Source organism: Sphaerobacter sp. (assembly GCF_019683595.1).
Classification (GTDB): domain Bacteria; phylum Chloroflexota; class Chloroflexia; order Thermomicrobiales; family Thermomicrobiaceae; genus Sphaerobacter.
This window is the reverse complement of sequence record NZ_JADGHZ010000112.1, coordinates 1-11624: the sequence shown is the minus strand read 5'-3', so window position 1 is coordinate 11624 and position 11624 is coordinate 1. Positions and strand designations below refer to the sequence as shown.

Genomic DNA, 11624 nt, shown 5'->3' with positions numbered 1-11624 from the left:
CCGGCCTGCACCCACTACGGGATGAGCGTGGTGCCCTACGCGCCGCTGGCAGGTGGGTTCCTGACCGGCAAGTACCGGCGGGGCGAGCCGGTGCCGGCCGGCACACGCGGCGCGGCGAGCGAGACGTGGCAGCAGCAGCGGCTGACGGAGCGGAACTTCGCTGCGCTGGAGGCGCTGGAGGGCTTCGCGCAGGAGCGCGGGCACACCGTCGGTGAGCTGGCGATGGCCTGGCTGTTGGCCCAACCGGTCGTCTGCTCGATCATCCCGGGCGCGACGAGCCCGGAACAGGTCAAGGCCAACGTGGCCGCCGGGGAATGGAAGCTGAACGCCGACGACCTGGCCGAGATCGACCGGCGTCTCGAGGCCGCCGGCGCGCTGTAAGTCGCCGGCATGAGCTCGCTAGGGGACAGGAGCGCATCATGACCACGCGGCTGGACGAGTTCCGGGCCTACCGGGAGCGGATGAACGCGCGCATCGCGGAGATCGACCACCTGGGGATCAAGCGGTTCTTCAGCCTGGACTCGGGCGCCTACCGCGACGGCGCACTCGACGGGCGCACGAAGGAACTCCTCGGGCTGGTGGCCTCGACCGTGCTGCGCTGCAACGACTGCATCGACTATCACCTCGACCAGTGCGTCAAGGCCGGCTGGTCGGACGAGGAGATCTACGACGCGCTCAATGTGGCGCTGATCGTCGGCGGCAGCATCGTCATCCCGCACCTCCGCCACGCCGTCGAGACGCTCGACCTCCTCCGCGCCGAGCAATAGACCCAAACGCGCCGGCGTCCTTGCCGGTCCTCCGTGCTCGCGTCATGCGCGACGACGAAGACCGACAAGGACGCCGGCGCCCACTGGGACGGTGACGGGCAAGCCACCAACCACCGCCCCGCTCCCGTCCACGTTGTCACGGAACACGCAACACGGAACACGCAGTACGCAACACGCACCGGCCGGGATCTACGCCGCGCCGAGGTACAGCTCCATGATCCGCCGATCGTCGCGCAGCTCTGCCGGGGAGCCCTGCCAGCGGTTGGCGCCGCCGACGAGGATGTAGCAGGCGTCGGCGACCCGCAGCGCCTCGCGGATGTTCTGCTCCACCATGAGGATGCCCACGCCCCGCTCGCGCAGAGCAGCGACGCGCTCCAGCGTCTCAGCGACGAGCCGAGGTGACAGCCCGGCCGACGGCTCGTCCAGGAGGAGGAAGCGCGGGCGACTCACCAGGGCGCGGGCGATGGCGAGTTGCATCTGCTCCCCGCCGCTGAGGTTCCCGGCGGCGACCTTCCGACGACGGGCCAGCGCGGGGTACTCGTCGAGCAGTTGGGTAATCCGCTCCTCCACCTCGCGGGTTGAGGCGACCATGTACCCGCCCAGCCGCAGGTTCTCCAGCACCGTCAGTTGCGGGAAGACGCCGCCGCCCTGCGGCATCAGCGTCACACCCCGGCGGACCACCTGATGCGCCGGAAGCGCGGTCAGGTCCTGGTCATCGAGCCGGACGCTCCCTTCCCAGAGGGGCAGAATCCCGACGACCGCCTTGACCAGCGTGCTCTTCCCGCTGCCGTTCGGGCCGAAGACGGCGGTAATCTGCCCGGGCGCCGCCTCGATGGATACCCCATGCAACACCGTGAGCCGACCGTAACCGGTGACCGCCCCCTCGACGCGCAGCATCGCCGTCAGACTCCCCTCCCCAGGTAGGCCTCCATGACGTGCGGGTCCGCGGCGATCTCGTCGAAGGTGCCGGTCGCGACGACCTGGCCGAAGTCCATAACGACGATGCGGTCGCAGATCGTGCGGACCAGCTCCATGTCGTGCTCGATGACGAGGAAGGTGGTCCCCGCGTCGCGCAGTTCACGGACCGCGTCGAGGATGACCTCCCGCAACCGCGGGTGGACGCCGGCCGTCACCTCGTCGAGGAGAATCAGGCTTGGGCTTCGCATCAGCACCCGCCCCAGCTCCAGCAGCTTCTGCTGGCCGCCGGAGAGGTTGTCGGCCCGCTCGTCCCGCACGTGGTCCAGGGTCAGCAAGCGGAGCACCTCCTCCGCACGGCGTGGTGCATGCCGCCAGTCCCCCTCCACCGCGGCGGCCAGCAGGTTCTCGTAGGCGGTGAGATGCTGGAACAGAGTGGGGATCTGGAAGGTGCGCCCCACGCCCAGCCGGGCGATGCGGTAGGGCCGCCAGCCGGTGATGTCGAGCGACTGGAACAGCACGCGTCCGGTATCGGGCCGGTACACCCCGGTGATGAGGTTGAAGAGCGTGCTCTTGCCGCTCCCGTTTGGGCCGATGATGCCGACGATCTCGCCCGGGGCGACCGTGAGGCTGACGCCGTCGACCGCCTGGATCCCGCCGAAGGCGCGCGACACCTGGTCGAGCTCCAGCACACTCATGGCTTTTCCTCCGCCGCGCCGGTCCGGGGCGCCTGTCGCCCCACCTGGCGCGCCAGCGCGCGCACGAGCCGCAGGCGCCGGGTCCCCGGCCAAAGGCTCACCAGTCCATCGGGCAGGAAGAGGACGACCACCGCGATCACCGCACCGAGGATGGCGATGTAGGCCGTGGTGTTGGCCCACTGCGTCCAGATGAGGCGGTTGACCAGGTACATGCTGACCGCGCCGATGGCCGGACCCCAAAAGTGCCCCAGGCCACCGAGGAGGACCATGACCACCATCTGGTCGGTGATGTCCGCCCCGAGGACGCTGGTGGGGTTGATGAAGGTAATCCAGTAGGCGTAGATGCCGCCGAAGACCGCCGGGATCGCCGCGCTGAGGACGAACGCCTGGATCTTGACGAGCGTCGTGTTGATCCCCAGGCTCTCGGCCGCCACCTCGCTGTCGCGGACCGCTTTGAGCCGGTAGCCGAAGCGGGAGCGCTCCAGCAGGACGTAGCTGGCCCCGTAGGTGACGACCGCCGCGACGAGCATGGCGTAGAAGAAGAACCGCTCGTCGAGGAGCGGCGGGAGCGTCAGCCCGGCGGTCCCGCCGGTGATCTCGAGAATGGTCGCCAGTTGGAGCAGCATCTCGGCGAAGGCCCAGGTGGCGATGGCGAAGTAGGCGCCGCGTAGCCGCAGGGTCGGCCAGCCGATGAGCGCCGCCACGATCGACGCGGCCACCATCCCGACCAGCAACGCCACGCCGAAGGGCAGTCCGTAGCGGGCACCCATCAGGATGCCGGCCGCATAGGCACCGATGCCGAAGAACGCGGAGTGGCCGAAGCTGATGTAGCCCCCGTAGCCGCCGATGATGTTCCAGGCGCATGCCAGCCCCGCCCACATCAGGATCCCGGTCGCGATCCGCAGCCAGTAGGGGTCGAGCAAGTACGGCAGGCTCGCAAGCACGGCGAGGCCGAGCACGGCCAGGGTGATGCGCGGTATAGCGGCACTCATCACACATGCGCTCCCCGGCGCAGCAGGCCGCGCGGTGAGACGACGAGGACGAGATAGAGGACACCGAAGACGATCAGGTAGGTGTAGCTGCCCCCGACATAGACCGCCGACAGCGCCTCCAGAATGCCCAGGAACAGGCCCGCCGCCAGCACGCCGCCGATCGAGCCAAGCCCGGCCAGCACCACGACGAAGAACGCGAAGAGCGTGTAGCGGACGCCCACCTCGGCGTTGACCGAGTAGATCGCCGCCATCAGCACGCCGACCATCCCGGTCAGCGCGGCGTAGAGGGCGTAGACGACGGCGCTGATGCGCTTGACGTCGATCCCCATCAGACCAGCAGTCTGCCGGTTCTGCGCCACCGCCCGGATGGCCAGCCCCGGCCGGGTGCGGTAGAGGAAGATCAGGAAGGCGGCGATGACGAGGAGGGCGAAGGCGAAGGCGACGACCCGCAGCCCCGGCAGCGCGATCTGTCCGAGCATGAAGGTCTGCTGCCCCACCTGGGTGGTGACCGTGCGCGTGTTGAACCCCAGCACCGTCAGGGTCGATCCGCGCATGATGAGCGAGATGCCGAAGGTGAAGGCCAGCGCCATCAGCGCCGGCCGGGCGTAGCTGCCACTCCGCACCCGGTAGATCAGCGGCGCCAGCAGGTAGCCCACAGTGCCGAACACGAGAAACGCGAGGGGCAGGAGCAGGAAGGGGTCAATCCCCAGCCACTGCTGGAGGTAGAACCCGAGAAAGCCACCGAGCATCACCCACTCGCCGACCGCGAAATCGACCACGTCGAGGACACCGAACGCCAGGGCGAAGCCGATCGCGATCCCGACGTAGAGGCCGCCGATCAGCACGCCGTTGGCAATCGTCTGCAGCAGCAGCGTCATCGGAACGCTCATCCAGGCGCGGGGCGCCGACTCGTCGAGGCGCCCCGCGCGATCACGTGTGCCTCATCGCCCGTTCCAGGCAGGCAGCGGGTAGATCATGTCCGCCTTGGCAGCGTCGGACGGCCCCACCGCGACGACCTCGCCTTCCTGGATCTGCACGAGCACCGGGGGCGGGGCGGTGTTGTCGTGGAAATGGTCTCCTTCGGTCTCGAAGCGGATCGGCCCATAGAACGTCGTGATGTCGGTTTCCTCCAGCAGGTCACGCAGCCGTGCCCGGTCGTCATCGGAGTAGGGCGGCGGCGTCCCGAGCCGCGCCAGGGCGTCCGCGAGCACCAGCCCACTGGCGGAGCACGCCGCCTCGGTGTAGTCGGGCGCGGTGCCCCAGCGCTCCTGGGCGGCCTGGAAGTACTCCTGCGCCGTCCCAAACACGTCGTCCTCGTAGGACACGTCGGGCGTCCAGACCACGAGGCCAAAGACGCCGTCAGCGTCCGCGCCCAGGTTCGAGGCGAAGTCAGGTACGGTCACCCCGTAGTGCATGATGATCGCCTTCGGGGCAAAGTTGAGCGACTTCGCTGCCCGGATGAAGTTGATCAGGATCTCCTCATGCCCGCCGACCGCGACGATGTCGGGGTTGGTCGCCGCCACGCCGCTGACGAGGGGCGTCAGGTCGGCATTCGGCGGGAAGAACTCCTGCCGCGTGATGGTGAGCCCGGCGTCGCGCGCCCCTGCCAGGAAGCCCTCGGCGGCTTCCTTGGAGAATGGCTCATCGGCCCCGAGGATCGCCGCGCTCGCGGGCTTCGGGTCGGCCTGATCCACGATCACCTGGAGCGCCTTGCCGGCGGTGAGGTCGACCGAGGGGATGATGCCGAACGTGTACTGCGGCTGCGGCTTCCAGACGTTGGGCGACTCCGCCGAGCCGGCGATCATCGGCACCTTGTACTTGTCGCAGATGGGCGAGACCGCGAGCGTCACGCCGCTGGTGTACGGGCCGAAGATGACGTCGACCTGGTCCTGGGTGATGAGCCGCTCCGCGCCGTCGGCTCCGGTGGCCGGCTGGCTCTGGTCGTCGGCGTAGGACATCTGGACCGGATACCGCTGGCCCCCGATCTCGACGCCACCCTGCGCGTTGATCGTCTCGGCCCAGAAGTCGTAGCCGCGCTTGGTAAGGTTCCCGCCGAAGACATCGTCGCCGGAGAGCGAGGTGACCACGCCGACCTTGATCGCCGGACCGCCTGCGGCCGGTGAGCCCGCTCCGGGGCTGGCCGCGGGCGTACCACCGGGCGCGGCGCCGCCGGGTGGGCTGGTCGATGCCGCTTCCCCGCCCCCGCAGGCCGCGAGAACCCACCCGATCGCGGGCATCGAGAGCCCCAACGCCAGACCCCGCCGGATGATGTCCCGGCGGCTGTAGCGCCGTGTCCGCGCCTCTTCGATGAGTGCCACGAGCCGAGCATCGCGATGTGCCATGACCTCGCTCCTCCTCACGCCCGTATGCTTGAGCCACGATCTGGCGCTGGAACCCAACAGCGTCGATCAACCTAATTGTTTCTGCGCTGGAAACACGGTAGCGAATCGGTGATCGGCTTGTCAAGAACCCCTGCGGCAACCATTCGGCCGAATCACCACGCGATTCGCACGCGGCTGCCCCTATGCCCGCACCGCGCGCTGTTTCCGCCTGCGGATGCGCGCACGTTGCCTCCCCACTCGATGCCCTCGCACGCGCCGCTCGGTGCGCATCGCGGCGATCCAGGCGCCGATCAGGATCCCTTCGCCGAGGGCATCCAACAGGTAGATCGGAGAGATCCGCCGACGAGCGACGTCGACGACATCGACGGCGGCCAGTCCGGCCGCGCTGCCGACCGCCAGCAGGCGAAGCTCGGGCGTCACGCGACCCCGCAGCCCCGCCAGCATCAAGACCCCGCCGACCACCGTGATCAGCGCGCCCACGGTCTTGACCAGCCAGCCGTCGACCTTGGGGCCGGTAACGGCCATGAAGGTGCGCAGGCTGACAAGCGGCCAGATTCCGGTGGGCAGGTAGTAGAGCCCCTGGAGGATCGCGATCGTCGATTGCCGGTCGGCTGGCTGCATGGTTCACACCTGTTTCGGACGTTCCGGACGCCGCAGGCGTTGATCCTCGCCAAGCGACGGTTGCACGCGGTGTACCATTGGCGCCCGGGACACGACAGCGTCGCCAGTCCAGGAATTCCCTTGCGCGGTAGCCGGTGCCCCACCATCACCCGGACGAAGAGTGGATCGTGCCAGGACGACCCCGCCCTTTCGCCTCCAGCCGCCGAAGCTCCGACTCCGGTGTCCGCCAGGCGACGATGAAGAGCCAGATCATCCACACCAAGCTCAGCACCCAGGCCAGCACGATCTCGAACGACAGCGCTTGGGAAAAGCCCTCGGCACCAACCACCCAGCCCTGGACCAGATAGACGACGCCGGACAGACCCATCAGAACCCCGATGGGCAACGGGATCCACGCCGTCCACGCGACCGCGACGGCGAACAGGAGCAACGCCAGGCCAAGCGTATAGTCGTGGTAGCTCCGCATGCCCCACTCGATCCAGCGGACGGCCTCGGCACTCGCGAAGCGGGCCGCCTTGTCAGCGTCGGGCGCACGTACCCACGCAGCGTCAGCCTGTTTGTTGGCGACCCCGTCGACGGCCTGGAGGGCGCCGTACAGCGCCAGCGCGACCACCGCCGACACGGCGCCGAATCGCCCCGTCCATCTCGCCGTGCCCACCCGCAGGTCCACACCGAAGCAGAGCGCGGACAGCCCCGCGAGCAAGATCGCCATCGCCACGAACTGGCCGATGTGCACCGCCGTCCAGGTCCCACTGCCGGCGTACACGGCGAAGATGGTGGGATGGTCGTTGGCCTCCCCACCGGCGTGGAACTGCGTGACGACGATGTACAGGATCTGTCCCACGAGCAGCAGCGCGGCCGACAAGCGCAGCGACGCGCTGGAGGCGGTGGTGTCCATGCCCAGGCCCCTCGTCCGGCTCAGCCGATCAACACCCTGCCGAGCAATACCAGCGCAATACACTGACCATTACGGTAGCGGCGACGATCTCTTGATCCCGATCCTGGGCACCACCGAACCCTGCACTCGACGCGTTCCACGACAGGATGGCAAACCGGTGGACGTGCACCCGGTCGTGCCTTGACCACGCCGAGTTGTGAGTGAACGGAGGATCTCAGGGAAGAGGACTTGACAGCGACCCTGGGATTCCGGTACGATCACCGCCACAAGTGAATATGGCCTGCGCTCATCCAGAGTGGTGGAGGGAACGGCCCTGCGAAGCCCGGCAACCAGCGCGTATCGCGCCAGGTGCCAATGCCGGCGGACAGCGTCCGCACGATGAGCGACATCAAGAAGGCCACCCTCCACCTGGTGTGGAGGGTTTTTTGATCCCTCCCACAACCAAGCAGGCAGCCAGCAACGGCGATGACGAGGAGAGTAGCCCGGAGACCACGGCTCCAGCGAGCCGCGACGGTGGAAGGCGGCGCACGGGTGCCGGGTGAAGATGACCTCCGAGCCGCGGGCTGAACGGGGCAACCGCCCTCAGTAGGTACCGTCGGGTTGACCTCCGTTATCCAGGTCGGGGTGCATCTGCACCCACTGAGGTCCGCGTCGCGAGGCGCGGGCGAAGCGGGGTGGTACCACGGGCTCAAGCGCCCGTCCCCGAGGCCGGGGACGGGCGCTTTTCATTCCCCGCCCCGGCCGATGGCAGGCACCAGGGCTAAGCAACCTTGACCGCCGCGGGAGGGGAACGTGACCATCACGACCGATGCATCGACCGTATCGACTCGCCGCTCGCTCACGATCGCCACGCCTGATGCGCCGTTCATCACGGAGCAGGGCGACACGATCCCATATGTCGAGCTGGCCTACGAGACCTGGGGCGAGCTGAACGCAAACGGCGACAACGCCGTCCTCGTCACCCACGCCCTGACCGGCGACAGCCACGTCGCCTCGCACGGCCCGGACGACAAGCCGGGCTGGTGGGAGCCGCTGGTCGGCCCCGGGCGCCCGATCGACACCGACCGCTTCTTCGTCGTCTGCTCCAACCTGCTCGGGAGCTGCTACGGATCGACCGGACCGTGCTCGATCGACCCGCGCACCGGTACGCGCTACAACCTGCGCTTCCCCCCGATCACCGTCCGCGACATGGTCGCGGCGCAGGCCCGGCTGCTGGAGCGGCTCGGCGTCCGGCGGCTGCATGCGGTGATCGGCGGCTCGCTCGGCGGGATGCAGGCGCTGGAATGGGCGGCCATGTTCCCGGAGAACGTCGACCGCATCGTACCCATCGCCACGTCCGGCCGCTTCAGCCCGCAGGGGATCGCCTACAACGAGGTGCAGCGGCGCGCGATCATGCTCGATCCGGCCTGGCGCAACGGCGAGTACGAGCCTGGCATGGGGCCTGACCGCGGCCTGGCCCTGGCCCGCATGGTCGGCATCATCACCTACCAGAGCGACGAGTTGATGCAGGCCCGCTTCGGACGCCGGCCGGAGGCCCGCTACACCACCTGGCCGGAGTTCCTGACCCGCTACGACATCGAGGGCTACCTGCACTACCAGGGGGACAAGCTCGTACGCCGCTTCGACGCCAATTCCTATCTCTACCTGACCCGTGCGATGGACTCGCACGACTTGGGTCGCGATCGCGGCGGGTACGAGGAAGGGCTGGCCCGCATCCGGGCGCGGACGCTGTCGATCAGCATTCGCTCCGACATCCTGTTCCTGCCCAGCTACGGTCGGGAGATCGTCGAGCACCTGCAGCGCCTGGGACGCGACGCGCGCTACTACGAGCTCGACTCGCCCAACGGGCACGATGCCTTCCTCAAGGACTTTCACCTGTTCGCGCCGGTCATCAAGTCCTTCATCGAGGAGCCGTAGCCGTGCAAGGCGACGAGGCACGGCCTCCGCCGTGGCGTGGCGACGCTGTCACGCCCGACGACCGCGGCCGGACCCCTCCGGCCGCAAGGCAACACGAGTGATCAGAGTGATCGAGAGGAGTTATTTCAGGTGACGGAGAGCAACGGAACCGAGCGGCGTTGGGGATTCAACACCCGGCAGGTCCACGCAGGCCAGCAGCCGGACCCGACCACGACGGCCCGCGCGGTGCCGATCTACCAGACGACGTCGTTCGTCTTCCACAACGCGGAGCACGCCGCCCAACTGTTCGCGCTGGAGCAGTTCGGCAACATCTACACCCGCATCATGAACCCCACCAACGACGTCTTCGAGCAGCGCGTCGCCTCGCTCGAAGGGGGCGTCGCCGGGCTGGCGACCGCCTCCGGCCAGGCGGCGGAGTCGCTCGCCATTTTCACCTTCCTTGAAGCGGGAGACGAAATCGTCTCGGCCGCCAGCCTCTACGGCGGCACCTACAACCTGTTCAGCGTGACCCTGCCGAAGCACGGCATCACGACGCGCTTCGTCGACCCGTCGAACCTCGACAACTTCCGCGAGGCGATCACCGACAAGACCCGCGCGCTCTACATGGAGACGATCGGCAACCCGCGGCTCGACGTGGTGCGCATCCGCGACGTCGCGGCGATTGCCCACGAAGTGGGCGTGCCGCTCATCGTGGACAACACCTTCGCCACGCCGTACCTCTGCCGGCCGATCGAGCACGGGGCCGACATCGTGGTCCACTCGGCGACGAAGTGGATTGGCGGCCACGGCACCAGCATCGGCGGCATCATCGTCGACGGCGGGCGCTTCGACTGGACCAACGGCAAGTTCCCCAAGATGGAGGAGTACGTCGAGCGCTTCGGCAACCTCGCCTACATCGTGCGTGCCCGCGTCGAGCCCCTGCGCGACCTCGGCCCGGCCCTCTCGCCGTTCAACGCCTTCCTTTTCCTCCAGGGTCTGGAGACGCTCTCGCTGCGCATGGAGCGCCACTGCGAGAACGCGCTGGCCGTCGCCCGCTGGCTGGAAGACGACCCCCGCGTCGAGTGGGTCAACTATCCCGGCCTGGAGAGCCACCCCTATCACGACGTCGCACGTGAGCAGCTCGAGCACGGCTTCGGCGGGGTGTTGAACTTCGGCGTCAAGGGCGGCATCGAAGCCGGCCGCGCCGTGATCGACAACGTCCAGCTCTTCTCGCTGCTCGCCAACGTGGGCGACGCCAAGTCGCTCATCATCCACCCGGCCACGACGACCCACGAGCAGCTCAGCGAGGAGGAGCAGCTTGCCGCCGGGGTCACGCCCGATCTGCTGCGTCTCTCGATCGGCATCGAGGACGTTGAGGACATCATCGACGACCTCGACCGGGCGCTCAACATCGCCGTGGGCCGATCCGTGCACGCGACCGCATAGGCACGCGGCGCTGGCGCGCTGTTCAGTTACAGAGCCATCCGACGCCCCCGTGACCTGGGCGAGGTGCACCGCCTCGCCCCCCGCCGGGGGCGTCGTCATTCCAAAGCAGCGTATCCGCCGGTGCCGGTTGTCCCCTCCCCTACCGGCCTCCCCGATGGAACGCAACGCAACGGTTGACATAAGTCATAGACCAGGGTAGTCTGGGCACATTGTACATCGCCGCGGAGGCGGCTCCCGGCTGTGACCGTCGACCGCCGCGGTGCCGGACCGAGGACGCGTCACGTACCGAACGACTGCGTGGTCTTGAGACCGGCGGCACGAAAGGAGGACGCACCATGGGGACGGCAATGCGACGGGCGCTGGCTGCGAGCCCTGCACGGTGGCTGGTCGCCGTATCGTTGGCCCTCGTGATGATGCTGGCGGCCGCCTACCCTAATGTCGCGAGCGCACAACCCACTCAGGCCGTGGGCCAATTCACCCAGGTCAGCTTCCAGACGGGCAACGAACGGACCGTCGGCCACTTCACACTCTTCGACTTCATGGAGCAGGACGAACTGACCGGCACCGCCACGGGCACCTCGGTCATCGTTGGCACCTGTGCGATGCACCCTTCGGGCCACGCCGTGTGCCTCGCGCTGGAGACGTTCAATGGGGTCATCGACGGACAGACCGGGACGGTGCAGTTCCATGACGCGGTCGTCCTCGACACAACGACGGGCACAGGACACGGCGCCTTCACCGTCGTTGAGGGCAGCGGCACCGGTGATCTAGAGGGCCTCACCGGCCACGGCTCGTTCGCGGGCCAGGGCGGGAGCGGCACCTACATGGCGACGCTCGACTTCGGGTCCTGACGGCATCGGCTGGCCAGTCCACCAGGGGTGACGTGAGGATCCACACTGGCGGCACGTGCCCGGGGCTACAGCCGCCTGGCGCGTGCCGACCGGCGGAAACCCACATAATTCGTCAAACTCCGTTAGCCGCCGGGCACGCGCCGGGAGGCGGGATCCACTGCGGGGTGTGAGTGCTGTCCCCAGCCGGGTAGACGCACC

12 protein-coding genes and 1 riboswitch are annotated in these 11624 nt (G+C 68.3%); of the genes, 5 read left to right on the top strand and 7 right to left on the bottom strand.

Going from position 1 to position 11624, the window contains the following annotated elements:
* Positions 1–381 (top strand): aldo/keto reductase (locus IRZ30_RS11835; protein ID WP_294085367.1); only part of this gene is annotated, 381 nt, incomplete at its 5' end.
* Between the two features lie 38 nt (positions 382–419).
* Positions 420–767: a carboxymuconolactone decarboxylase family protein gene (locus tag IRZ30_RS11830; RefSeq protein ID WP_294085366.1), complete on the top strand. Its 348-nt coding sequence runs from the start codon at positions 420–422 to the stop codon at positions 765–767.
* 189 nt (positions 768–956) lie between these two features.
* Here IRZ30_RS11830 and IRZ30_RS11825 read toward each other — a convergent pair whose 3' ends face one another.
* The 7 genes from IRZ30_RS11825 to IRZ30_RS11795 all read right to left on the bottom strand — a co-directional run bounded on the left by IRZ30_RS11825 (position 957) and on the right by IRZ30_RS11795 (position 7233).
* Complete coding sequence (locus IRZ30_RS11825; protein ID WP_294085365.1) at positions 957–1664, bottom strand: ABC transporter ATP-binding protein; 708 nt, start codon at positions 1662–1664, stop codon at positions 957–959.
* A 5-nt stretch (positions 1665–1669) separates the two neighbouring features.
* Entirely contained in the window at positions 1670–2380 is a 711-nt protein-coding gene (locus IRZ30_RS11820; protein ID WP_294085363.1) for an ABC transporter ATP-binding protein, read from the bottom strand.
* Positions 2377–3372 carry a branched-chain amino acid ABC transporter permease gene (locus tag IRZ30_RS11815; RefSeq protein ID WP_294085361.1) on the bottom strand — a complete coding sequence of 332 codons (996 nt, stop codon included), beginning with the start codon at positions 3370–3372 and terminating at the stop codon, positions 2377–2379. Before IRZ30_RS11815 ends, IRZ30_RS11820 begins: the two co-directional genes overlap by 4 nt.
* Positions 3372–4250: a branched-chain amino acid ABC transporter permease gene (locus IRZ30_RS11810; protein WP_294085358.1), complete on the bottom strand. Its 879-nt coding sequence runs from the start codon at positions 4248–4250 to the stop codon at positions 3372–3374. Before IRZ30_RS11810 ends, IRZ30_RS11815 begins: the two co-directional genes overlap by 1 nt.
* A 63-nt stretch (positions 4251–4313) precedes the next feature.
* Positions 4314–5714, bottom strand: a complete 1401-nt coding sequence (locus IRZ30_RS11805) for an amino acid ABC transporter substrate-binding protein (protein ID WP_294085356.1) — start codon at positions 5712–5714, stop codon at positions 4314–4316.
* Positions 5715–5894: 180 nt separating this feature from the next.
* On the bottom strand, positions 5895–6335 hold the full coding sequence (locus tag IRZ30_RS11800) for a hypothetical protein (protein WP_294085354.1): 441 nt from the start codon (positions 6333–6335) through the stop codon (positions 5895–5897).
* Between the two features lie 145 nt (positions 6336–6480).
* Positions 6481–7233 carry a hypothetical protein gene (locus tag IRZ30_RS11795; RefSeq protein WP_294085352.1) on the bottom strand — a complete coding sequence of 251 codons (753 nt, stop codon included), beginning with the start codon at positions 7231–7233 and terminating at the stop codon, positions 6481–6483.
* A 283-nt stretch (positions 7234–7516) separates the two neighbouring features.
* Positions 7517–7618: riboswitch (SAM riboswitch) on the top strand.
* 407 nt (positions 7619–8025) lie between these two features.
* Here IRZ30_RS11795 and IRZ30_RS11790 point away from each other — a divergent pair.
* The 3 genes from IRZ30_RS11790 (at position 8026) to IRZ30_RS11780 (ending at position 11426) form a co-directional block, all read left to right on the top strand.
* The gene (locus IRZ30_RS11790; protein ID WP_294085350.1) at positions 8026–9150 is read left to right on the top strand and encodes a homoserine O-acetyltransferase; all 1125 of its coding nucleotides are present in this window, start codon (positions 8026–8028) and stop codon (positions 9148–9150) included.
* A gap of 129 nt (positions 9151–9279) precedes the next feature.
* Entirely contained in the window at positions 9280–10575 is a 1296-nt protein-coding gene (locus IRZ30_RS11785) for an O-acetylhomoserine aminocarboxypropyltransferase/cysteine synthase family protein (protein ID WP_294085349.1), read from the top strand.
* A gap of 335 nt (positions 10576–10910) precedes the next feature.
* Positions 10911–11426 (top strand): DUF3224 domain-containing protein, encoded by a 516-nt coding sequence (locus tag IRZ30_RS11780; RefSeq protein ID WP_294085348.1) that lies wholly within the window; start codon positions 10911–10913, stop codon positions 11424–11426.
* Positions 11427–11624 lie beyond the last annotated feature (198 nt).